Source organism: Methylobacterium sp. J-030 (assembly GCF_022829545.1).
Classification (GTDB): Bacteria; Pseudomonadota; Alphaproteobacteria; order Rhizobiales; family Beijerinckiaceae; genus Methylobacterium.
Genome location: NZ_JAKSYM010000063.1, coordinates 1 through 22,938, shown reverse-complemented (window position 1 = coordinate 22,938; position 22,938 = coordinate 1). Strand labels below are relative to the sequence as shown.

General features: G+C 68.9%; 21 protein-coding genes. 11 read left to right on the top strand and 10 right to left on the bottom strand.

Annotated features, from left to right (window positions below; genetic code table 11):
* Positions 1 to 214 precede the first annotated feature (214 nt).
* Together MKK75_RS03360 and MKK75_RS03355 are read left to right on the top strand one after the other, a co-directional pair.
* Positions 215 to 760, top strand: coding sequence for a hypothetical protein (locus MKK75_RS03360; RefSeq protein WP_244041220.1), 546 nt, complete (start codon positions 215 to 217; stop codon positions 758 to 760).
* Positions 761 to 1,763: 1,003 nt separating this feature from the next.
* Positions 1,764 to 2,060, top strand: coding sequence for a hypothetical protein (locus MKK75_RS03355; protein WP_244041219.1), 297 nt, complete (start codon positions 1,764 to 1,766; stop codon positions 2,058 to 2,060).
* A 107-nt stretch (positions 2,061 to 2,167) separates the two neighbouring features.
* On the opposite strand, the gene MKK75_RS03350 is transcribed toward MKK75_RS03355, so the two are convergent.
* The gene (locus MKK75_RS03350; RefSeq protein ID WP_244041218.1) at positions 2,168 to 2,392 is read right to left on the bottom strand and encodes a hypothetical protein; all 225 of its coding nucleotides are present in this window, start codon (positions 2,390 to 2,392) and stop codon (positions 2,168 to 2,170) included.
* A 239-nt stretch (positions 2,393 to 2,631) separates the two neighbouring features.
* On the opposite strand from MKK75_RS03350, the gene MKK75_RS03345 reads away from it, so the two are divergent.
* Both MKK75_RS03345 and MKK75_RS03340 read left to right on the top strand, forming a co-directional pair.
* Positions 2,632 to 3,624 (top strand): threo-3-hydroxy-L-aspartate ammonia-lyase, encoded by a 993-nt coding sequence (locus MKK75_RS03345; protein WP_244041217.1) that lies wholly within the window; start codon positions 2,632 to 2,634, stop codon positions 3,622 to 3,624.
* 122 nt (positions 3,625 to 3,746) lie between these two features.
* Positions 3,747 to 4,124, top strand: a complete 378-nt coding sequence (locus MKK75_RS03340) for a HesB/IscA family protein (protein ID WP_244041216.1) — start codon at positions 3,747 to 3,749, stop codon at positions 4,122 to 4,124.
* A gap of 128 nt (positions 4,125 to 4,252) precedes the next feature.
* Here MKK75_RS03340 and MKK75_RS03335 read toward each other — a convergent pair whose 3' ends face one another.
* From MKK75_RS03335 to MKK75_RS03325, 3 genes are all read right to left on the bottom strand, one after another.
* Positions 4,253 to 5,311 carry a sensor domain-containing diguanylate cyclase gene (locus MKK75_RS03335; RefSeq protein ID WP_244041215.1) on the bottom strand — a complete coding sequence of 353 codons (1,059 nt, stop codon included), beginning with the start codon at positions 5,309 to 5,311 and terminating at the stop codon, positions 4,253 to 4,255.
* A 103-nt stretch (positions 5,312 to 5,414) separates the two neighbouring features.
* The gene (locus tag MKK75_RS03330) at positions 5,415 to 6,872 is read right to left on the bottom strand and encodes a DEAD/DEAH box helicase (protein ID WP_244041214.1); all 1,458 of its coding nucleotides are present in this window, start codon (positions 6,870 to 6,872) and stop codon (positions 5,415 to 5,417) included.
* A 187-nt stretch (positions 6,873 to 7,059) separates the two neighbouring features.
* On the bottom strand, positions 7,060 to 7,389 hold the full coding sequence (locus tag MKK75_RS03325) for a hypothetical protein (protein WP_244041213.1): 330 nt from the start codon (positions 7,387 to 7,389) through the stop codon (positions 7,060 to 7,062).
* 455 nt (positions 7,390 to 7,844) lie between these two features.
* Between MKK75_RS03325 and MKK75_RS03320 the strand changes: the two genes are divergently transcribed.
* Complete coding sequence (locus tag MKK75_RS03320; protein WP_244041212.1) at positions 7,845 to 8,711, top strand: outer membrane protein; 867 nt, start codon at positions 7,845 to 7,847, stop codon at positions 8,709 to 8,711.
* A gap of 191 nt (positions 8,712 to 8,902) precedes the next feature.
* Positions 8,903 to 9,394: a PRC-barrel domain-containing protein gene (locus MKK75_RS03315; protein ID WP_244041211.1), complete on the top strand. Its 492-nt coding sequence runs from the start codon at positions 8,903 to 8,905 to the stop codon at positions 9,392 to 9,394.
* 330 nt (positions 9,395 to 9,724) lie between these two features.
* On the opposite strand, the gene parE is transcribed toward MKK75_RS03315, so the two are convergent.
* Entirely contained in the window at positions 9,725 to 11,785 is a 2,061-nt protein-coding gene (gene parE, locus MKK75_RS03310) for a DNA topoisomerase IV subunit B (protein WP_244041210.1), read from the bottom strand.
* A 385-nt stretch (positions 11,786 to 12,170) separates the two neighbouring features.
* Here parE and MKK75_RS03305 point away from each other — a divergent pair, with 385 nt between their 5' ends.
* Positions 12,171 to 12,359 (top strand): hypothetical protein, encoded by a 189-nt coding sequence (locus MKK75_RS03305; protein WP_244041209.1) that lies wholly within the window; start codon positions 12,171 to 12,173, stop codon positions 12,357 to 12,359.
* Positions 12,360 to 12,527: 168 nt separating this feature from the next.
* Here MKK75_RS03305 and topA read toward each other — a convergent pair whose 3' ends face one another.
* From topA to MKK75_RS03290, 3 genes are all read right to left on the bottom strand, one after another.
* Positions 12,528 to 15,212, bottom strand: coding sequence for a type I DNA topoisomerase (gene topA / locus MKK75_RS03300; protein WP_244041208.1), 2,685 nt, complete (start codon positions 15,210 to 15,212; stop codon positions 12,528 to 12,530).
* Positions 15,213 to 15,744: 532 nt separating this feature from the next.
* Positions 15,745 to 16,716, bottom strand: a complete 972-nt coding sequence (locus tag MKK75_RS03295; RefSeq protein WP_244041207.1) for a molybdopterin-dependent oxidoreductase — start codon at positions 16,714 to 16,716, stop codon at positions 15,745 to 15,747.
* Positions 16,713 to 17,573, bottom strand: coding sequence for a cytochrome b/b6 domain-containing protein (locus MKK75_RS03290; RefSeq protein WP_244041206.1), 861 nt, complete (start codon positions 17,571 to 17,573; stop codon positions 16,713 to 16,715). Before MKK75_RS03290 ends, MKK75_RS03295 begins: the two co-directional genes overlap by 4 nt.
* Before the next feature lie 305 nt (positions 17,574 to 17,878).
* Here MKK75_RS03290 and MKK75_RS03285 point away from each other — a divergent pair, with 305 nt between their 5' ends.
* The 3 genes from MKK75_RS03285 to coaA all read left to right on the top strand — a co-directional run bounded on the left by MKK75_RS03285 (position 17,879) and on the right by coaA (position 20,456).
* A complete protein-coding gene (locus tag MKK75_RS03285; RefSeq protein ID WP_244041205.1) occupies positions 17,879 to 18,820 on the top strand; it encodes an aspartate carbamoyltransferase catalytic subunit in 942 nt (313 codons plus the stop codon).
* 326 nt (positions 18,821 to 19,146) lie between these two features.
* Positions 19,147 to 19,470, top strand: coding sequence for a phosphoribosyl-ATP diphosphatase (locus MKK75_RS03280; RefSeq protein WP_244041204.1), 324 nt, complete (start codon positions 19,147 to 19,149; stop codon positions 19,468 to 19,470).
* Positions 19,467 to 20,456 carry a type I pantothenate kinase gene (gene coaA, locus MKK75_RS03275; RefSeq protein ID WP_244041203.1) on the top strand — a complete coding sequence of 330 codons (990 nt, stop codon included), beginning with the start codon at positions 19,467 to 19,469 and terminating at the stop codon, positions 20,454 to 20,456. The genes MKK75_RS03280 and coaA overlap by 4 nt, the downstream gene beginning before the upstream one ends.
* Before the next feature lie 160 nt (positions 20,457 to 20,616).
* On the opposite strand, the gene thpR is transcribed toward coaA, so the two are convergent.
* Positions 20,617 to 21,156, bottom strand: a complete 540-nt coding sequence (thpR, locus tag MKK75_RS03270) for an RNA 2',3'-cyclic phosphodiesterase (protein WP_244041202.1) — start codon at positions 21,154 to 21,156, stop codon at positions 20,617 to 20,619.
* Positions 21,156 to 21,848: an arylesterase gene (locus MKK75_RS03265; protein WP_409567512.1), complete on the bottom strand. Its 693-nt coding sequence runs from the start codon at positions 21,846 to 21,848 to the stop codon at positions 21,156 to 21,158. The genes thpR and MKK75_RS03265 overlap by 1 nt, the downstream gene beginning before the upstream one ends.
* Positions 21,849 to 21,941: 93 nt before the next feature.
* On the opposite strand from MKK75_RS03265, the gene MKK75_RS03260 reads away from it, so the two are divergent.
* Positions 21,942 to 22,643 (top strand): ABC transporter ATP-binding protein, encoded by a 702-nt coding sequence (locus tag MKK75_RS03260; protein WP_244041200.1) that lies wholly within the window; start codon positions 21,942 to 21,944, stop codon positions 22,641 to 22,643.
* Positions 22,644 to 22,938: the final 295 nt, after the last annotated feature.

The following is a 22,938-nucleotide window of genomic DNA, read 5'->3' as shown; positions in this document are numbered from 1 at the left end:
TGGATAGCGCCGCATGGCGTCGCGGATCGGCTGCGCCGCCCGGCCTGCCCATCGGTGCGCCCGATCGGTCCGACAGCTCACGAAGCCGGCCGCGGGTTCCCGCGACCCCGGCGCGGGTCGCTGACCGATCGGCGCCCGGAACCCGGTCGCGCCATCAATACGTAACCGCTTGTTAACCACGTTTTTCTACGGTTGGTTAACACTCGGAAGCGTCATGAAGACTCAGATCGGTGGAGCCATACTTGCAGGCAGTCTCGTCGCGGGCTGCGCAACATATCCGCCGCGCGCCGTCTACCTGATCGCGCAGCAACCTGGTCTTTCCAGGGACGAGAACAGGTGCACGGATATCATTTCAACGGGTGGCGGCGTTCTCAAGTTTTGCCAGACCGAGAACAACGTCAACATATACGAGAGCGGCATCGATCTCACCGCCGAGCGGCGGAAGCTGGACATCGTCAACAACCCCAAGGCCCTGCTCGCGCTCCAGAAGGATATCACCGTGCGCCCCGATCTGCGCACATCCCGGAAGCTCGTGGCGAAAGCATGTGTCGTCAACGATACAAGATACGTGACCATATCGTTGGATAGCCTCAAGAAGATCCTGGATGCAACTGGATCAAGTGCGGTCGACGCCGACACGTCCCGAACTCGAAGCAGTCGCGGCGTCGGCCCCGTACAGATCTCGTCTCCCCGTTCCGATATTCGACGCATCAGCCTCATCAAAGCCGTCGATATTCGCACCGCGGCGCGGCAGGAATGAGCAGACGATCACGGCCGATCTGCGATCCGAACGCGAAGGAACCCGGCATCGCTCCGAGATGCGGGATCGCATCGATCAACCGATCGAATTTGTAATCTCTGCCCATGGCATCGATCTGCCGCGCGAACCCGCAATCGTGGGGGACGGCTTCCCTGAGACCGCTGAACAGATCGGCCCGGTGCGTTGAGGTTTTATTAGCCTTGTCGCGCGTCCGCCACAGTATCCAGCCGTCAAGTCGAGGAATTTCTACCGCACGCGCACAGCGGCATCGCGCCTGGCCGGCCTGTCGCTCGTGGTGAGCTTGGCAGCATTCGTGCGGTCGAGGCAAACAATTCAAATCCACCCCAGGAATACGTGCGACGAATGAAGCTCCACGCGGAGTTCATGTCCAATCGGGCTGCCGGTGCGTACGCATTGCCGACATCCGGACGCTTGTTAAGCCTGTGCATCTTCGTTAGGAATTTGATTCGATCGATCTGAAGACCGTTTTCAGATCTCGAATTTGGCGGACGCCCAATATGAGGTCGCGTTATCCGGATCGTATATTGCTGAAGATTGTGTTCGTTCATATATTGGCGCTCGGTTCCCTGGCGGCCGGCTTGACGTGCTGCATGCCACTGGAACAGACAGCCGACCGCCCACGTCAAATCCGCCCCATCCCCGGATCGGAGCAAGCCTCGCCCGCGGATGAACAGTCGAGTGCGCGCAGAACCTTCATCCTGAGATACGCCTCGGATCTGGAGACCTGCGAACGGCGCGCCCAGGGAGCCGCGGGTCCGCGGGCGAACGGCGACCTGAACGGCATTCGCCGCGCTCTCGCGCAAAATCCGGACGCACAACGGATCTCCGTGCAACGCGGCAGTGCAGATGCATATATGAGCACGACCGAATATGTAAAAAACTGCTTAGTTCGATTGGGATATGTTGTAAGTCAGTAATGATTGTGCAATCAAAAGTTCTATCACTGTACTACAGTGGGACTGGACTTGTCTGGGAGTGCACGATGAAGAAGATGATCTGTTTTCTGTTTGCGTCGGTCGGCTCAATGGCTTCGATGTCGGCTTTCGCCGACCAATACACCGTGGAAATTCCGCAGCCGGTGGAGACCTACACGATCTGCCGCCACGGAGCGCTTCTCGCCGTGAACGATCGTGCGATCCCCGTGTCGAGCGGCGGCCGGACTTACGTCGAGGCCGGTAACGTCGCGACGATTTCCCGGTCGCCGGACGTCTTCATCCAATCCGAGCGGGTGATCCGCAATTCCTACACCTCGCTCTCGGCGTCCGGTCGCTGCCGGTAATCCGCGAGCCGGCTGGCGGGGGCGGGGTCATCTCCGATCCTGCCGGCCTCGCTCGATGGCGGCTTGAGGGGCGGGGCGCGGACACGGCATGGCCGTGAGAAAGCGGCTCAACCGCACCCCGTCTCCCTCGGTTCCGCCTCGTCCGGTGACGGCACGTAGGCGCACCATTCGCAGATGCCCCGCTCCGCGCCGCGCTTGGCATTGCGCTGCGAGCAGAGCGGACACACCAAGAGGATCAGCCGCGCGCCGGAGCGCAGGGCCAGCCCGCGCCCCCGGAAGGTGACCTCGGTCGCCCCGTCGCGCAGCGGCCGTTCGCGCGCCCAGCCGCTCACGGGGCGCACCCTCCGGCCGGCAGGTCAGCCGATGCACCGCGCCGCCCGTTCGATCCCGTCCGTATGGCCGACCCCATGGCGATGCCGCTCCCCAATGGCCCAGCCAAGCTGGCCCCGACGGGATAAGCCCTGAGCCGGCGAATGGCTCCGCTTCCGGCCGTGCACGAGACCAGGATGCGCCCGGACCCGATCGCCCCTATGACTCATCCCCACTGGGGACAGGCGCGAGGCGGGATCCGATGCAGGGCGAACACGGCGCGGCGATCGCGGGCCTGCCCACCTATGCCGACGTGGCGCGCGCGGCCGAGCGCCTCGCAGGCGCGGCGCATCGCACGCCGGTGCTCACCTCCCGCACCGCCGACGCGATGACCGGCGCGAAGCTGTTCTTCAAGGCAGAGAACCTGCAGCGGGCCGGGGCCTTCAAGTTCCGCGGGGCCTACAACGCCATCAGCGCGCTGCCGGAGGCGGCCCGCACCCGCGGGGTGATCACCTTCTCGTCGGGCAACCACGCCCAGGCGATCGCCCTGGCGAGTCGGCTGCTCGGCGCCCCGGCCACGATCATCATGCCGGAGGACGCCCCCGCGGCGAAGATCGCGGGCACCCGTGGCTACGGCGCCGAAGTGGTGCTCTACGACCGCTACGGCCAGGACCGCGAGGCGCTCGGCCGGGCCATCGCGGAGCCCCGGGGCCTGACCCTGATCCCACCCTTCAACCATCCCGACGTCATCGCCGGGCAGGGGACGCTCGCCCAGGAGCTGATCGAGACGGCGGGTCCGCTCGACGTGCTGGTGGTCTGCCTCGGCGGCGGCGGCATGCTGGCGGGCTGTGCGCTCGCCGCGGCGGAACTGTCGCCGGGCTGCCGGGTGATCGGCGTCGAGCCGGAGACCGGCAACGACGGGCAGCGCTCGTTCCGCGACGGCCGGATCGTGACGATCCCGGTGCCCCGCACCATCGCGGACGGAGCGCAATCGACGGCGCTCGGCGCGCTCACCTTCGGGATCATCCGGGAGCGCGTTTCCGACATCGTCACCGTCACCGACGCTCAGCTCGCCGAGACCATGCGGTTCTTCGCCAGCCGGATGAAGATCGTGGTCGAGCCGACCGGGTGCCTCGCGGCGGCGGCGGTGCTGCACGGGCAAGTGGACGTCAGGGACAAGCGGGTCGGCGTGGTGATCAGCGGCGGCAACGTCGATCTCGCGACCTTCGCGCGACTCACCGCCGGGACCGCCTGACGCGCCGAATGCCGGGCGGGTGTGACCCGGGCGCGGTGGACCGGCCTCAACCCAATGCTTATCTTGTCGATGTCAGAATGCGCGTCCCCGGGCCTTGAACCCGGATGGGCGGGAGGGTGACGATGTCGAACGGGTTCAAGGTTCTCTCGCTGACCGATCGGGCCGCCGATCGGATCAAGGCGATCATGGCGGAGGCCGACCGGCCGATCGCCGGACTACGGGTCGGCGTCCGCAACGGCGGCTGCGCCGGCATGTCGTACACGATGGAATACGCGGAAAGCCGCAAGCCGGGCGAGGACATGGTCGAAGATCGCGGCGTGCGGGTCTTCGTCGATCCGAAGGCGGTGCTGTTCCTGCTCGGCACCGAGATGGACTTCACCACCAACAAGCTCGCGTCGCAGTTCGTGTTCAACAACCCGAACCAGACCTCGGCCTGCGGCTGCGGCGAGTCGGTGGCGATCACGCCGGTCTCGGAGGACCGGATGCCGGCCCGGGTCTGAAGCCCGCCGGGTTTCAAAAGGGCGAGCCCTTTTGCGGGTAAAGGGCAGCGCCCCATTGTCGGGCGAAACCGGATCGTCAAGGTTTCACCCCGACACCCCACCAAAGGGCTGAGCCCTTTGGGAACCCGTTACGCCACCTGCGTCAGGGCCTCGGCGGTGTCGTCCACGGCGCGATTGCGGCCGCCGCGCTTGGCCGCGAACATGCAAAGGTCGGCCCGCTCCAGCAGCGAGGCCGGCGTATCGCCCTGGCGCAGCACCGCGACGCCCAGCGACACCGTGACTTTGCCGAGCGACTCGCCCGTCGAGCGCTTGACCAGCTCCCGCCCCATCACGCTGGCGCGGACCGACTCGGCCACCTGCCGCGCCGCGGCGCGGTCCGCCCCGGGCAGCACGATCCCGAACTCCTCGCCGCCGAACCGGGCGAGTTCGGCCGATTTGCCCGCTGTCTCGCGCATCACGATCGCCACGAGCCGCAGCACCTGATCGCCCGTCAGGTGGCCGTACAGGTCGTTGAAGCGCTTGAAGAAGTCGATGTCCAGGATGATCAGGCTCATCGGCCCAGCCCGCAGGCGCGCCGCCTCCATCGTGGCCTTCAGGGTCTCCTCGAACCGCTTGCGGTTCGCGAGGCCGGTCAGGGCGTCGGTGAGGCTCTCCAGCCGCGTCGCTTCCAGCGTCTCGCGCAGGGTCTCGATCTCGCTGCGGGTCTCGCGCATGCGCGCTTCGAGCACCCGGTTGTTCACCGCGACCTCCCGGGTGGTGGAGGCCAGGGTCGCGACGATCTCGCCAAGCCGTGCGCCGCTGGGCAGCCCCTGGGCGAGGTCCTGGGCCAGCCCGCGCAGGGATTCGCCGTACTGGGCGGTGGTGCCGAGGGAGAGATCGAGGATCTCGGTGACCGCGGCGAGCTCGCTCAGGACCACGCCGCTGATGGCGCCCGCGGCATTCGCGAGGCGCCGCCCGTCGAGGTAGGTCTCGTGCAGGTCGTCGATATCGGCCTCGGTCAGGCCGCCGTTCTGCGTGGTCAGCCGCTTCACGGCATCGCTGAGCAGCGGAAGCTCCGCCGACACGTAGGTGTACCAGACCGCGTAGGCGCGGGGCGTTGCGGAAGGGCCGTAGTCGCGAATCAAGTCGTGCACCCGCTTCGCCAGCGCGAAGCTGCGATCACGATCCGCATTGATCTCCTGGCTCATGCCCGTCCCGCCGCCCTCGGACTGTCGATGCGTCGCTGCGCCGCGCCCGAAAACAAATCTACGGTAGCTGGGTAGCCGGAAAGTTAAGCCGGAATAGGCTTGGTTATTTCTCTTTCTTCGCCTGAACTGGACGAAGCAGGAAGGCTGGGACGTGCGAGCCCAGACCGACGGGGGTGTCACCCTCCGCCTCACCCCGGCGCCCGCGCTCGTCCCGCACCCGTTCTTCGCGCACCGGCTCGCGGCGCGGCTCCGGCGCGGGCCGGCTCTCGGCTCGCGGCGCGGGCGATGCACCGCGCCCGCCGCGCGCCCTCGGGCGGTCCCCGGCCTCCGCCGCACCTTTCGCTGCACCGCTGGCCGCGCGCGACCCGCGGCGGCCCTCGCCGGAGCGGCCGCGATGGCGGGTGCCGGTGTCGCCCGCGGAGGCGGCCACCGTGGACAGGTCGCCGTCGAACCACGGGATCGGCTGGCCGATCAGCGACTCGATGGCGCCCAGCGACCGTGCATCCTCCGGCCCGGCGAGCGTGTAGGCGGTGCCGGACCGTCCGGCCCGCCCGGTGCGGCCGATCCGGTGGACGTAGTCCTCCGGGTGGTGCGGCACGTCGAAGTTGAAGACGTGGCTAACCGCCGGGATGTCGAGTCCGCGGGCCGCCACGTCGCTGGCGACCAGCAGGGCGGTCTCGCCGTTCCGGAACGCGTCGAGGGCGGTGGTACGCGCGCGCTGGTCCATGTCGCCATGAAGCGCGGCGGCGTCGAAGCCGTGGCTGACCAGGGATTTCTGCAGCAGGGCGACATCGCGCTTGCGGTTGCAGAAGATGATGCCGTTCTTGAGTTCCGCCTCGCCGCGGATCAGGTCCCGCAGCCGCTCGCGCTTGGCCTGGCCCTCGGAGCCGGTGGCGACGAGACGCTGCGTGATCGTCGCGGCCGTGGAGGCGGGGCGCGCCACCTCGACCCGCTGGGGATTGTGCAGGAACATGTCGGCCAGCCGCTCGATCTCCGGCGGCATGGTCGCCGAGAAGAACAGCGTCTGCCGGGTGAACGGCACCATCTTGGCGATCCGCTCGATGTCGGGGATGAACCCCATGTCGAGCATCCGGTCGGCCTCGTCGATCACGAGGAGTTCGACGCCGGTGAGCAGCAGCTTGCCGCGCTCGAAATGGTCGAGCAGCCGGCCGGGCGTGGCGATCAGCACGTCGGTGCCGCGCATCAGCTTGGCGTCCTGATCGGCGAAGGAGACGCCGCCGATGATCAGCGCCACGTTGAGCTTGTGGTTGGTGCCGTAGCGGTCGAAATTCTCGACCACCTGGGCGGCGAGCTCGCGCGTCGGTTCGAGGATCAGCGTGCGCGGCATCCGGGCCCGGGCGCGGCCATTCTCCAGCAGCGTCAGCATCGGCAGCGTGAAAGCCGCGGTCTTGCCGGTGCCGGTCTGGGCGATGCCGAGGACGTCGCGGCGCGCCAGCACATGGGGGATGGCCTCGGCCTGGATCGGCGTCGGCTCGGTGTAACCCGCCGCTTCGACGGCGTTCAGGACTTTCTCACTCAGTCCCAGGTCGGAAAAAGGCATCTGCGTTCAGGAACCGTTGCGCGCCCGGCCGGCGCGAAGGACACCGTCGCGGCAACGGCTGGGGAAGGCTCGCGCGGGGCGCTGGTACGCTCCCGGGGCCGCGGGGCGCATGCTCCGTGTCAGTTAGGGGCTTGGCGCGGCTTGTCAATCTCGCAATGCGCGCCGCTGCACCGCCACGCACAGGCGATCAGGGCCGAAGACGGTCCGCGGCGGCCGAGGGGACAGGGATCAGACAGGGATCGAGACGCGTACCCCGCGCGGCCTGGGCGGCGCCTGCGGGCCTGATCGCCCCGGTGGTCTCGGGATCGGCCGGCGCGGGAATCAACCTGCCGGCGCTATGAACGAGACTGCGAGCGGGACCGTCGTCGAGCATGTTCCATCGCGCCAGCTGCGCGGCGGCAGCCACCGCCACGAGCCCGATCACCGCCGTGACCCGCAACGACCAGGCAAGAAGGCTCACGGAGGGGCCCGACCCGCCCCGATCACGATCGGCAGCCTCACCCACGGCCTCGGCCATCGGCCGACGCCTGCCGAACGCCTTCGGACCCTGAACCCGGCGGATCTGCATCGGCGACTCGCTTCGCCGAACATGCGGCCGGCCCCGCCGAACCTCGCGCGACAGGGTTAACCACAGCTTTACGTACCGCGTCGGAGGCGGGCGACGTCGAGTCCACCGCCATCCTCGAACCCAGCCACCGCAGCGAAACGATCACGACTGAACTTCAATAAATACCTCGCCGCGCGATCATATTCCGCATCACTTTACCAGATATATTGATCTATTGTCGGTATTGTCGAAGGTTTTTCAGTATATAAAATCAAAGATCGAATATTATAGCGCATAATCGTCTTCATGATTCCTTGACTCAATCGGTCTAAGCTGGGGATGATTGTTGCAGTAAAGTGACAGACCTCGCTCTCAGGAGCGCCTAAAAGGCTGCCGGCTTCCGCTCATCTAGGATCAAGGCAAACATGAAGACGCTTCTCCTTGCATCGACTGTGCTCGTCGGCATCGCCGCCGCAGCCTCCGCGGCGGATCTGCCGCGCCGCGCCGCCCCGCCGCCGGCCTTCACGCCGGTGCCGGTCTTCACCTGGACGGGGTTCTACTTCGGCGTGAATGCCGGCTACGGCTTCGATGCCAACAGCCGGCGGACCACCAACTACAACCTGCGGGCTGGCTCGGTTGTCGGGTCGGAGGATACCGTGGGCGTCGTCAGCGTGCGCAACCGTGCGGGCAACGACGGCTTTTCCGGCGGCGGGCAGATCGGCTACAACTACCAGTTCACGCCGGGCTCGGGCGTGGTGATCGGCTTCGAGGCGGACGCCCAGTATGTCGACTTCGCCCGTCGCGCCAACGGCACCCAGAACTACATCGGCCTGGGAATCCCGGGCGCGGCCTTCACCCGGCCGCGCGCGTACGTCGCCACCAGCGGCAACGGCCTCGACTACTTCGGCACGGCGCGCGGCCGCCTCGGCTACGCCTTCGACCGCACCCTGGTGTACGCCACCGGCGGTTACGCCTACGGCTCGGGCCAGGACGACCAGAACTTCGCCGGCCGTCGCTTCCGCGACAGCTTCCGCACCGGCTACGCGGTCGGCGGCGGCATCGAATACGCCCTGCCCACCGACTCGTTCCTGAACTTCTTCAAGTCCTCGGCCGTCACGCTTAAGATCGAAGGTCTGTACGTGAACCTCGACCGCCAGAAGAACGCGGCCAGCGGCGTCTACATCCCGTCCCTCCTGCCGCCGAACGGCGTCGCCTACCTCAACGGCGCCGCCGCGCCGACCCAGTTCGCGGTCATCCGCGCCGGCGTCAACTACAAGTTCGGCTCGTACTGAGATCGGCCGACGGCGCCGGGTTTCCCGGCGCCGTCTTTTCGAAGGGGTCCGGCCGCGGGGCCGGACCCCTTTCTCGTTTCATGCCTGCGGCCCGCCGAGCCGGTGCGACATGCAGGGCCGGAACCGGACCGTCATCGGGCGATTGTGCCCGCGGCGCCTCGCAGGACCGGGGCACAGCGGAGCGATCAGCCATGCGAAGCCGAATCCTTCTCCTGTCGCTGGCGGCCTTCGGCCTCGCCGCCGCCCCGGCTCAGGCCCAGGACGCCACCGTGATCGGCAAGGGCACCGTGCTGCCCGGGACCGGACCGGGCACGTCGACCAGCGGCGCCGGGGCCGGCCGGTTGATGGAAGCCGCGAGCGCCGAGGATGCGGCGAAGCGTCAGGGGCTCAAGCCGGTCGCGTTCCTGACCTCGAAGATGGTCGGCGTGGAGGTGCGCAACGCCGCGGGCGACAGCGTCGGCAAGATCGACGACCTGCTGATCACCGATGGCGGGACCCTGACGGCGGTGGTGCTCGACGTCGGGGGCTTCCTGGGCCTCGGCAGCAAGCGCATCGCCGTGGAACCCGGCGCCATCGTGCTGCGGCCCGGCGGCGACCGCTTCTCTGCGGTCCTCAACATGAGCAAGGACACAATCTCGGCGGCCCAGCCCTTCGATCCCGCGAAGGCGATGGCCGCCCATTGACGCCGCGCCTCGGTACGCCATGGGCGATCGAGGGGTTCCAAAGGGCGCGGCCCCAGCCCTTTGAAGGTGTTTGACGCGCGACTTGACCGCGACCGCTCGTCGTCATCGCGCGCGCAGCGAAGCGACCCCGGGCAGCGCGACTTCGGTGAGCGCGCGCCACCCTGGATTGCTTCGCTTGCGCTCGCAAGAACGACGGCCGTGCACGGGGCGCGATAAGCCCGTGACTGATAGGAAGAAAACTTCACCTGAGCGTTTGTCGGGAACACCCTGAAAGGGCTGGGGTTCGGCCCTTTGGCGGGTCGCCAGGGCGGAGCCCTGGCTGATCCGGCCTCAAATATCGAGATCGGCCCCCTCGGCGAAGGCCGCGCGCTCGCTGATGAAGGCGAAGCGCGCCTCGGGCTTGTTGCCCATCAGGCGTTCGACCGTGTCACCGGTCGATTCCCGGGCCTCGTCCAGGACCGCGACGCGCAGCAGGGTGCGCTTCTTCGGATCCATGGTGGTCTCCTTGAGCTGGGCCGGCATCATCTCGCCCAGGCCCTTGAACCGCCCGATCTCGACCTTGCCGCCCTTGAACACCGTCTTGACGATCCGCTCGCGGTCGGCGTCGTCCCGGGCATACGCCACCTTCGAGCCCTGCTGCAGCCGGTAGAGCGGCGGGATCGCGAGGTAGAGGTGGCCGCGGTCGATCAGCCTCGGCATCTGCCGGTAGAAGAAGGTGATCAGCAGTGAGGCGATGTGGGCGCCGTCGACGTCGGCGTCCGTCATGATGATCACCTTGTCGTAGCGCAGATCCGTCTCGCGGAAGGCCGCGCCGGTACCGCAGCCGAGCGCCAGCGTCAGGTCCGAGATCAATTGGTTCGCGCCGAGCTTGTCGCGCGAGGCCGAGGCGACGTTCAGGATCTTGCCGCGCAGGGGGAGGATCGCCTGGGTCGCCCGGTCCCGGGCCTGCTTGGCCGAACCGCCCGCGGAATCGCCCTCGACGATGAAGATCTCCGAGCCCGCGGTGCCGGCCGCCGAGCAGTCGGCGAGCTTGCCGGGCAGGCGCAGCTTGCGGGTCGCGCTCTTGCGGGCGACCTCCTTCTCTTGCCGGCGGCGCAGGCGCTCCTCGGCCCGATCGATCACCCAGTCGAGCAGCTTGTTGGCCTGGGCCGGGGAGGCGGCGAGCCAATGGTCGAAGGCATCGCGCACCGTCGTCTCGACGATGCGCTGCGCCTCGACGGTGGCGAGCTTGTCCTTGGTCTGACCCTGGAATTCCGGCTCACGGATGAAGACCGAGAGCATCGACGCGCAGGTCGCCATGACGTCGTCGGTGGTCACGGCCGTCATGCGCTTGGCCTGGTTCACCCGCTCGGCGTGCTCGCGCAGCCCGCGCAGCAGCGCGACCCGCAGGCCCGCCTCGTGGGTGCCACCCTCGGGCGTCGGGATCGTGTTGCAGTAGGAGTGCGAGATCCCGTCCTCGGCGACCATCCAGGCGACCGCCCATTCGAGCGACCCGTGCGAGCCCGGCCTGGTGATCTTGCCGGAGAACATCGCCTCGGTGACGAGGTCCTTGCCGTCGATGTCCCGGGCGAGGTAGTCGCGCAGCCCGTCGGGGAAGCGATGCACGGCGTCGGCCGGGACGTCCGCCAGTCCTTCGAGCAGGGCGGGGGCGCAGCGCCAGCGGATCTCGACGCCGCCGAACAGGTAGGCCTTCGAGCGCGCCATCTTGAACAGGCGGCGCGGGTCGAACTTCAGCGAGCCGAAGATCTCGGCGTCGGGGTGGAAGCGAACCCGCGTGCCCCGGCGGTTCTGGACCCGCCCGACCAGCTCCAGGGCGCCCTGCGCATGGCCGCGCGAAAACGTCTGGCGGTAGAGGGTCTGGTTGCGTGCGACCTCGACCTCCAGCACGTCGGAGAGGGCGTTCACCACCGAGATGCCGACGCCGTGCAGGCCGCCCGAGGTCTCGTAGACCTTCGAGTCGAATTTTCCGCCCGCGTGCAGCGTGGTCATGATGACCTCGAGCGCCGACTTGCCGGGGAATTTCGGGTGCGGGTCGACCGGGATGCCGCGGCCGTTGTCGGTGACCACGAGCGAGCCGGACTCCTCAAGCTCCACCTCGATGAAGCTGGCGTGCCCCGCCACCGCCTCGTCCATGGAATTGTCGATCACCTCGGCGAAGAGGTGGTGAAGCGCCCGCTCGTCGGTGCCGCCGATATACATGCCGGGCCGGCGCCGGACCGGCTCCAGCCCCTCCAGCACCTCGATGTCGGAGGCGGTGTAGCCGGCCTCCGGCGCGGCCGAGGCGAGGGCCGTCACCGAGGCCGAGGCGTCCAGGCGCCGCCGCGGCTCGGGCGGACGGGCGGTCGGGCCCTTGCCGCCCGGCCCGAACAGGTCGCGCGCCGGGTCGCTCACGCGCGGCCTCCGCGGGCGCGGCCCGTCGGCCGGCTCGGCTTCGCGCAGACGGTTCGTGGGTCGTGGTGCATGCGCCTTCATCCCCGCATCATAGCGGAACAAACCATAAACATCAAAGCCAATCGCCCGAAGCGTTCCGCTTCCGCGACGCGGCCGCATCATCGCATGCTGCACCGCCGCGAGCGAGGGGGCTCCGGGCGCAGGGGCCGGACCGTTTTCCGCCGCGTGTCATCGCGACGTTGCACAACAATGAGTTAAAGCTTTCTCGCGCCATATCGGTCGGATCTCAGCAGAACTCCACCGGAACGGATCGGAACGAACGACGTTGTTGGCAGAGACCAAACTTGACCGTAGCCACGGCGCTGCGGTCCAGGGAGCGCAGTCCATGAGTGACGCCGCGATCGAGGCCCGCCGCCTGACCCTGATCCGCTTCGAGCACGCCGCCGGCGCCGCCTTCGGATGCGACGACGATGCGGCCGACCTGCCGCCCGTCCGTGCCCTGGTGAACGCCACCACGATCGCGCTGGCGACTTTTGCGACGGCGGTCGCGGCGACGATCACCTATCTGGTCTGAGCCGGGCCACGTCACCCGATACTGGAGGGGCACGCCCCGTCTTGCGTCTGAACGCCCTCGTCCTTGCGAGCGCAGCGAAGCAATCCAGGGCGGCGGGACTTCTCGGAGTGTGGCGCGACCCTGGGTTGCTTCGCTGCGCTCGCTAGGACGGGGCCGGGCGTCCTTGCGTCAGCCGGCCCCCGATTTCTTCGCCGGCGTCTTCCTGGCGGCCGGCTTCTTCGTAGCGGCCTTCTTGGCCGCCGGCTTGTCACCGCTCGCCCCACGCGCCGAGCTCTTCCGGACCACCCCGCGCTTGGCCGGCTTGCCGCCGCCCGCGGCGCGCTTCGCGTTCACCAGGGCGATCGCCTCGTCGAGCGTCAGCGCCTCGGCGGCCAGGGTCTTCGGCAACGTAGCGTTGACCTCGCCGTCCGTGACGTAGGGCCCGTACTTGCCGGCCTTGACCACGAGATCGCGCCCACTGGCCTCATCCTTTCCGAGCGGGCGGCCCGGATCGGCGGCCGGGCGGCCGCGACCGCCGCCCTGCTCCTTGGCGACGATCAGGTCGATGGCGCGATTGGCACCGATCTCCAGCACGTCGTCGTCCTTGCCGAGGTTGGCGTAGGTCTTCCCATGCTGCACGTAGGGCCCGAACCGGCCGAGATTGGCCAGGATCGGCTCGCCGGTCTCGGGGTGGCGCGCCACCTCGCGGGGCAGCGCCAGCAGCGCCAGTGCCTTGTCCAGGCCGACCTCCGAGGGCGCGAGCCCCTTCGGCAGCGACGAGCGTTTCGGCTTCTCGGCGCCTTTCTCGGTGGAGGCCTCGCCGAGCTGCACGAACGGCCCGAACCGGCCGTCGCGGATCGTCACCGGCAGGCCAGTCTTGGGATCGTTGCCCAGCACCCGCACGCCCGGCTGGCCGCCCTCGGCCGAGGAGCCGTCACCGTCACCCTCAACGCCGGAGGCCGAGAGCTGGCGGGTGTACTTGCACTCCGGATAATTCGAGCAGCCGATGAAGGCGCCGAACTTGCCGAGCTTCAGGGAAAGCTGGCCGGCGCCGCAGGTCGGGCAGGTGCGGGGGTTCGAGCCGTCGCCCTTGTCGGGGAAGATGTGCGGGCCGAGGAGCCCGTTCAGCGCCTCCAGCACATCGGTGACGCGAAGCTCCTTGGTCTCGCCGATCGCGGCGGAGAAGTCGCGCCAGAAGTCGCGCAGCACCGCCCGCCAATCGATCTCGGCGTTCGAGACCCGGTCGAGCTGCTCCTCCAGATCGGCGGTGAAGTCGTACTCGACGTAGCGCCGGAAGAAGCTCTCCAGGAAGCCCGTGACCAGCCGCCCCTTATCCTCCGGCTGCAGCCGTTTTTTTTCGATCTTGACGTATTCGCGATCCCGCAACGTCTGGAGGACCGCGGCGTAGGTCGAGGGCCGACCGATGCCGAGTTCCTCCATGCGCTTCACGAGGCTCGCCTCGGAATAGCGCGGCGGCGGCTCGGTGAAGTGCTGGGTCGAACTGATCCGCTCGCGGCTGAGCGGGTCGCCGGCCTTCATGGGCGGCAGGCGGCGGCTCTCCTCGTCCTCCTCGTCGTCCTTGCCCTCCTGGTAGAGCGCCAGGAAGCCGTCGAACTTCACCACCTGCCCGGTGGCGCGCAGGTCGATCTGACGGGGGCCGACCTTCGCCGTGACCTCCACGGTGGTCCGCTCCAGCTCGGCCGATTCCATCTGACTCGCCATGGTGCGGGTCCAGATCAGGTCGTAGAGCTTGGCCTGCTCGGGTTCGAGGTTGCGGGCGACCGCCTTGGGCAGGCGGCCCATATCGGTCGGCCGCACCGCCTCGTGGGCCTCCTGGGCGTTCTTGGCCTTGACGCTGTACTTGCGCGGCACGTCCGGCACGTAGCGGTCGCCGAACTCGCGGCCGATCACCCGGCGGGCGTCCTGGATCGCCTCCGGCGCCATGTCGACGCCGTCGGTCCGCATGTAGGTGATGAGACCGACCGTCTCGCCGCCGACATCCACCCCCTCGTAGAGGCGCTGGGCGACCCGCATGGTCTGGGCCGGCGCCATCCCGAGCTTGCGCGAGGCCTCCTGCTGCAGCGTGGAGGTGGTGAAGGGCGGCTGCGGGTGGCGCTTGGCGGGCTTGGCCTCGACGCTCGCCACCTGGAAGGTCGCGAGTTCGAGGTCGCGCTTGAACGCGGCCGCCTCCTCGCCGGTGCCGACGTCGAGGCGCTGGATGCGCTTGCCGTCCGCACCCACGAGGCGGGCCTCGAAGCTCGCGCCGTCGGCCGTCGTCAGCGTGGCGATGATCGTCCAGTACTCGCGCGGCTTGAACCGCTCGATCTCCATCTCGCGCTCGACCACGAGGCGGAGCGCGACCGACTGAACGCGCCCCGCCGAGCGGGCGCCCGGGAGCTTGCGCCACAGCACCGGCGAGAGGTTGAAGCCCACGAGATAGTCGAGGGCCCGGCGCGCCAGATAGGCATCGACCAGGGCCTGATCGATCTCCCGCGGCTTGCGCATCGCCTGCTCGACAGACGCCTTGGTGATGGCGTTGAAGGTCACGCGCTCGACCGGGATGCCCTTGAGCGCTTTGCGGGCATTCAGCGCCTCAAGGACGTGCCAGGAGATCGCCTCACCCTCGCGATCCGGGTCGGTCGCCAGGATCAGCTTGTCGGCGCCCTTGACCGCCTTGACGATCTCGCTGACGCGGCTGGCGCCCCGGTCGGCCAGCTCCCAGACCATGTGGAAGTCCTGCTCGGGATCCACCGAGCCGTCCTTGGCCGGCAGGTCGCGGATGTGCCCGAAGGAGGCGATAACTTCATAGTCGCGGCCGAGATACTTATTGATCGTCTTGGCTTTGGCCGGCGACTCGACGACGACGACTTTCATTCAGACCTCTGCCCCTGACGGAGCCTGGGCGCGACGGACGAATTCTGTTCGAAATTCGCGTGGGACGTATGCCCGCCGTCGGGCCGGGGCCGCGCGCCGGGGACAAGTGGGTTACGGGGGACGGGTTGTCAAATGGCGGATCCGCGCAAGTCTCGCCCGAGGGCCTCGTCGTAAGCCCCGCGCACGGCTTATATGAACGGTGCGCGATGGCGATCACGTGTGATCCGACCAAGCGCAGGCGGACACTGATCGTGCTTGCGGCTTCGCACGTTGGGTTCGGGATCACCGTCCGGTCGACGCACTCGCAATCCAGACATCCCACGCGCTCTCCCTCCCCCCTCTGCGGGGGAGGGTGGGCCGGCCGTCAGGCCGGGTCGGGAGAGGGGAACCCGGCTTCAGAAAAGAGCGCGACCGTCATGCAGGCCGGCGTTCAACCCTGCACCGTCGCTCCCCTCTCCCGACCCCCTTCGGGGGCCACCCTCCCCCGCAGAGGGGGGAGGGAGAGTCGCGCATGGCAGTTCCCGATGAGAACTCAGATCCCCGCGTACCACTCGTAGCCGCGATCCTCCCAGTAGCCGCCGCTGCCCTGGCCGATGTCGGCCAGCGACTCCACCATCTCCACCCGCATCACGTACTTGGCCTGCTTGTAGCCGAGCTGGCGCTCGACCCGCAGGCGCAGCGGCGCGCCGTTCGAGACCGGCAGCGGCTTGCCGTTGAGGTCGTAGGCCAGGATCGTCTGCGGGTTGAAGGCGTCGTAGAGATCGATGCTCTCGTAGTAGCGGATCGGAATCCCCGTCTCCTCGGGCTCCGGGGCCGGACTGCCCTGGCCCCAATCATCCGTGGGGGCGTTAGTCTTGGGGGCGTCGGTGGCGGTGGCCGGTCCGCCCCAATCGTCGGCGGCGGCGAGCTGGACGTACGCGTCGCGGACCGCGCCCGGATGGGTCGGGCGCCACAGGGACGCGCCCTGGCCGCGCCCCTTGCCGCCCTTGGGGCCGGCCTCGACCTCCAGCGTGTCGGCGCAGTGGAACACGGCGTAGCGCGCCTGCGGCTTCAGCCCGGCCTTCTTCAGCACCTCGGCGAGCGGCACGCCCGCCCATTGCCCGATGCAGCTCCAGCCCTCCACGCAATCGTGGCGCGTGATCTGGGTGCGGGTGGGCAGAGCGCGCAGGTCCGACAGGCTGAGTGCGAGCGGCGTCTGCACCAGCCCGTCCACGGTGAGCTTGAAGTCGGAAAACTTCTGCGCCGCCAGCGCCCGATAGGCGCGGTCCGGCGGGTCGATCGTGCCATTGGGCTTGAACCAGGGCGAGATCATCGCGGCCGGGAATTCCCGGGCCAGGGTCGCGGGGGACATCAGCAGGCGCTGGACGTATGCGTTCGCGTCCTCGCCGACCTTGAGGGTGCGCTGCCCCTCCTCGGTCCCGGCGAACCTGTCGCAGCCGCCCAGCAGCGCGGTGCCCATCAGGCCGGCGCCCGCGGTGAGGAGCTTGCGGCGGTGGAGGATCATCGGGCGGTCTCCCGGTCACGGCCGAGGCTGAACCAGCCGGTGATCATGCCGCGCATGTTGTTGACGAGGCCGGAGACGATCACGAGCAGCACGTGGACCACCACGAACAGCACGATCAGCCCGGCCGCGATGAAGTGGACGCTGCGCGCCGATTGCCGGCCGCCGAACAGCTCGGTGAGCCAGGGCCAGGCGGCGTCCATCCCCGGCGACATGGCGAGACCGGCGAGCACCATGGCGGGCAGGAGGCCGAGCACGAGGACGAGGTAGGTCAGCTTCTGGAGGACGTTGTAGCGCTTCGCCTCCGTGCCCTCGGGGAAGCGCAGGAGCAGGTGCTCCTTCACGGAACCGCCGAAGTCGCGGATCTGGTCGCCGTCCGGGATCAGGCGGCGGCGGAGCTGGCCCGAGACCAGCCCGTAGAGCAGATAGACCGCGCCGTTGATCACCAAAAACCACGCGAACAGGAAGTGCCAGCGCCGCCCCGTGGCGAGGTCCTGGTCGGCCGGCAGGGTCGCCCAGGACGGGAAGGCGCGCTCGACCTCGGTGCCGCCCTGCTTCGACAGGCCGAGCATGCCGGTGGTGTCGAGGGTGTGGGCGCCGACCGTCACCACGCCTCGATTCGTGCCGTCGCGTCCCTGCTCGCTGGTGATTGCGAGCGCCGGATTGTCGAAGGTCGAGGTCGAGCCCCAGTAGAGGGCGGGGTGGGCGTTGAAGATCTGCAGGCCGCTCATCAGCAGCACCAGCAGGACCGCGGCGTTGATCCAGTGCGCCAGCCGGATCACGAGCGGGTGGCGGTAGAACCAGCGGCGCCCCTGACGGTCGACGGTCTCGGGGGCTTCGAGGGCAGGGGAGGCGGCCACGTGTCGGGATCCCGGTTGGCGTCGTGGGGCCGGGACATCTCCGGATCCCGACCGTTCGGGCGAATACGTGGCGCAGGCCGCGCCGGTTACCATCCGCGGGAAAAAACGCCGCAGGCTTTTCCCCTCCCTCTTGCGAGGAGGGGCCAGGGGTGGGGGTGGTGCAGAAGGCACCACTCCATCCTGCACCACCCCCACCTCCACCTCCCCCCCGCAAGGGGGGGAGAGAGCGTCACGGCTTGAACCGACCTGTATGAGCCGAAGCGCCTTGCCCACCGGGCGCGCCGCACCTACACCCGGGCCTCATCATGACGAGTCTCGCGCCCTTCCCGCACCGACACCTCCTCGGCATCGAGGGCCTGACCCGGCCCGACATCGAGGGGCTGCTCGACGCCGCCGATTCCGCCGTCGACATCTCGCGGCAGGTCGAGAAGAAGCGCACGACCCTGCGGGGCCGCACGCAGATCAACCTGTTCTTCGAGCCCTCGACCCGGACGCAATCCTCCTTCGAACTTGCCGGCAAGCGGCTCGGCGCCGACGTGATGAACATGTCGGTGGCCTCGTCCTCGGTGAAGAAGGGCGAGACCCTGATCGACACCGCCGCGACGTTGAACGCCATGCGGCCCGACATCATCGTGGTCCGCCACGAATCGGCCGGCGCGGTGCATCTGCTGGCCCGCAAGGTCGATTGCGCGGTGGTCAATGCCGGCGACGGCGCCCACGAGCACCCGACCCAGGCGCTGCTCGACGCGCTCACCATCCGCCGCAACAAGGGCCGGATCGAGGGCCTGCAGGTGGCGATCTGCGGCGACGTCCTGCACTCGCGGGTGGCGCGCTCGAACCTGATCCTGCTCCAGGCCATGGGCGCGCGGGTCCGCCTGATCGCGCCTTCGACGCTGCTGCCCGCGGGCATCGAGCGCTTCGGCGTCGAGACCTTCACGGACATGCGCAAGGGCCTCGTCGGCTGCGACATCGTGATGATGCTGCGCCTCCAGCGCGAGCGCATGAACGGCTCGTTCGTGCCCTCCGTGAAGGAGTATTTTCGCTATTTCGGCCTCGACGGCGAGAAGCTGGCTCTGGCCAAGCCCGACGCGCTTGTGATGCATCCCGGCCCGATGAACCGGGGCGTCGAGATCTCGTCCGAGATCGCCGACGGGGCGCAGTCGCTGATCCGCGAGCAGGTCGAGATGGGGGTCGCCGTGCGCATGGCGGTGCTGGAGGCGCTGGCCCGGCACCTGCCGAACGAGTAAGGCGGCTCGCTCCGGCGGTCGATGAGACGCGCCCCTTTCCCGGACACCTGGAACGCAGTGGAAGGTGATCCGGGACTCAGCACACAGAGCGCCGCGCAAGCGGCTCCGTATGGACGCTTCGCGATGTCTTGCGCTGGATCCCGGGTCGCATTCCGCTGGCGCTCCATGCGCCCGGGAAAAGGTCGGCGTCCCCGGAGCGGCTTCGGCGAACAAAGCCCGTCCGCCTTCACCCGCCCCGCTTGCCCGCGGGCCGGCCGTGGCGCAGTTTCCTGCCGAATTCCGGCCGCAACCCTGCGGCAAGGCCGGCCCCTTATGCAGATCGCTTCATGACCGCCTACACGCTCGCCAACCTCGCCGCCCTCGTGGCGAGCCGTGCCGGGACCGATCCGGCCACCTCCTACACGGCCAAGCTGCTGTCGGAAGGCCCCGCCAAGGCGGCGAAAAAGCTCGGCGAGGAGGCGGTGGAGGCCGCCATCGCGGCCGTGCAGGGCGACAAGACCGGCCTGAAGAACGAGGCCGCGGACGTCCTCTACCATCTCGTGGTGCTGCTCCGGGCCGGCGGCGTGGACCTCGTCGACGTGATGGCCGAGCTGGAGCGCCGCACTGCGCAGAGCGGCATCGCCGAGAAGGCCGCGAGGCGCCACGCGTGAACGCGGCCGCGCTGCCCGGCACGGTCGAGGCGATCCTCGAAGCGTCGGCCGGGCTCTCGCCCTATCGCCGGTTCAGCCGGGAGGAGTGGGCCCATCTTCGCGCCGACACGCCGCTCACCCTCACCCAGGCGGACGTGGAGCGGCTGCAATCGATCAACGACCCGATCTCGGTGGAGGAGGTCGAGGCGATCTACCTACCGCTGTCGCGCCTGCTCGCCCTCTACGTCGCGGCGACGCAGGGGCTGTTCAAGGCGACGCAGCGCTTCCTGCTGGCCGAGCGGGAGACCAAGGCGCCCTACATTATCGGGTTGGCCGGTTCGGTGGCGGTGGGCAAGTCCACGACGGCCCGCATCCTGACCTCGCTGCTGGCGCGCTGGCCCAACACCCCGAAGGTCGACCTCGTTACCACCGACGGGTTCCTGCTGCCGAACGCAGACCTCGCGGCCAACGGGCTGATGGAGCGGAAGGGGTTTCCCGAGAGCTACGACACCGCCGCGCTGCTACGCTTCCTCCACGACGTGAAAGCCGGCCACAAGCGCGTGACCGCGCCGCTCTATTCGCACCTCGTCTACGACCGGGTGCCCGGCGAGGAGCGGGTGGTGGAGAGCCCCGACATCCTGATCGTCGAGGGCCTGAACGTGCTCCAGCCCGCCCGCCTGCCCCGGGACGGGACCGCGATCCCGTTCGTCTCCGACTTCTTCGACTTCTCGATCTATCTCGACGGCCACGAGGACGACCTGCACCGCTGGTACGTCACCCGCTTCATGAAGCTGCGCCAGACGGCGTTCCGCGATCCGCGCTCCTATTTTCGCAAGTATGCCGGGATCCCGGAAGCGGAGGCGCTCGACATCGCCGACCGGCTCTGGACGACGATCAATCTGCCGAACCTGCGCGAGAATATTCTACCCACGCGCCAGCGGGCGAGCCTGATCCTCACCAAGGGGGCGAGCCATCGGATCGAGAGCGTGGCGCTGCGGCGGTTGTAGGACCATTCGGGCCTTCCACCCGGGTACCTCATCCTGAGGTGACCGCGAAGCGGGCCTGGAAGGAGGGCTCCAGGGATCGCAGCGGCTTCTGGAGGGCTCCTTCGAGGCCTCCGCTACGCTCCGGCACCTCAGGATGAGGTGGAGGGTTGGAGCAATCGGCTCAACCGAACGGAAACGCCGCCTCCGCCACATACGGCCCGCCCCCGGTCGAGTCCCGCGCCGAGAACAGCGTCACCCGGTCCACCGAGAACGTCAGCGGCGCGAAGACCGGCGCCTGTGAGAGATACATTGCGACAGCCTCCGAGGTCGCGTCCCGCCGGAGCCGTGCCAGGGTCACGTGCGGGGTGAATTTCCGCCGTTCCGGCTCCAGCCCGGCCCGGCGGACCAGACGCTCCTGCTCGGCCTGGAGGTCGGTCAGGGCCGGATCGGCACGCACCGACGCGTAGAGCGCCCGCGGCCTGTCGCCGCCGAACAGGCCGAGGCCGGGGAGCGTCACAGTCAGGGGAGGGCGCGTCCGCATCTCGGCGAGCGCCTCCACCACGTCGTCGGCCGTGCTCGCATCGATGTCGCCGATGAAGCGCAGGGTCACGTGAAAGTCGTCCGGGTCGATCCAGCGGGCGCCGGGCAGGCCGCCCTGATAGGCCTCGAGCGCCTCGGCGACCGTGGGCGGCACCGCGATCCCGGTGAACAGGCGCGGCATCAGCGCGCCGGCGCCTGGCGGATCCGGTCCAGGAACGCCTGCACCGTCGGCAGCATGCGGGCCGCGATGGTCTCCACGCCCTGCCGGTTCGGGTGCAGCATGTCGTCGAGGTGCTGCGCCCGGTCGCCGATGATCCCATCGAGGAAGAACGGGTACAGGGTCAGGTCGTAGCGCTTGGCCAGCACCGGGTAGATCGCGTCGAACCGCGCCTTGTAGTCCGGCCCGAGATTGGGCGCCGCCTGCATGCCGGCGAGCAGGACCGGGATGCCCCGGGCCTTCAGCCGCTCGATGATCGCCGACAGCGCCCGCTCGGTCACCGTCGGATCGGTGCCGCGCAGCATGTCGTTGGCGCCGAGTTCGAGGATCACCCCGGCGGTCCCGTCCGGCACCGACCAGTCGACCCGGTCGAGGCCGCCGGTGGCGGTGTCGCCCGAGACGCCGGCATTGGCGACCGTCACGTCCTCGCCCTTGGCCTTGAGCAGGCGCTCGAGAACCGTGGGGAAGGCGGCATCGGCCGGGAGCCGGTAGCCGGCAGTGAGGCTGTCGCCGAGGGCGACGAGCCGGGTCGGGCCGCCCGCGGCCTGCGGGGCTGTCATGAAAGGGAGAATCACGAGCGCTAGCGCTGCGGCAAACAGGGCCGTGCGCCGGAGCACAGCGCCGCCGTCATGGCGCAGCCCCAATGGGCGACCCATATCGCGGTGCAACCACGGCCCGTGCAGCCAAGATTGAAGCCAAGACAGGACCTCGCGCGCCATGCTCGTCATCGCCCACAGATCGGCTCACCCGTGAACCAAGGCAAGGTGGGAGGCGCCCCCGCGATCGCGCTGTCCGACATCGATCTCAGCCTCGGCCGCGGGGCCGCCCGGGTCCACGTCCTGCGCGGCATCTCGCTCACCGTCGGCCGGGGCGAGGCGGTGGGGCTGGTCGGGCCGTCCGGCTCGGGCAAATCGACGCTGCTGATGGTGATGGCCGGGCTGGAGCGGCCGGATTCCGGCGGCGTGGTGATCGAGGACACCGACCTCGTCCACCTCGACGAGGACGCGCTGGCCCGGTTCCGGGGCCGGCGGATCGGCATCGTGTTCCAGGCCTTCCACCTCGTGCCGACCATGACGGCCCTGGAGAACGTGGCGCTGCCGCTCGAACTCGCCGACCGGCCCGGCGCCCTGGAGCGGGCCCGCGCCGAGCTGGAGGCGGTCGGCCTCGGCCACCGGCTGCACCATTACCCGGCGCAGCTCTCCGGCGGCGAGCAGCAGCGTGTCGCCATCGCTCGCGCGGTCGCCCCCGACCCGGCGATCCTGGTGGCCGACGAGCCCACCGGCAACCTCGACGAGGCCACCGGCCGGCAGATCGTCGATCTCCTGTTCCGGCTCAAGCGCGACCGCGGCGCGACGCTGGTGCTGGTCACTCACGACAACGGCCTCGCGCACCTGTGCGACCGCACCGTACGGCTGCGCTCGGGGCGGATCGAGGAGGCGGTGGCAGCGTGATGGCGGCATTCGAGCGCGACGGTCTGTGCGCATTCCCTCCCCCCTCTGCGGGGGAGGGTGGCCCGCGAAGCGGGTCGGGGGAGGGGAGCGACGGTGCAGGACAGTGCGTTGGCCTTCATGACGGTCGCGATCTTTACGGACGCGTCGCTCCCCTCTCCCGACCCCTGCTGACGCAGGTCACACCCTCCCCCCCAGAGTGGCGAGGTGGTGCGCGGCATCTCGGCTCGGTATAGCGCCATGCACGGTACCATTTCCCGTCCCCAGCCCAATCCCCGCCGCATCCCGCTCACCCTGC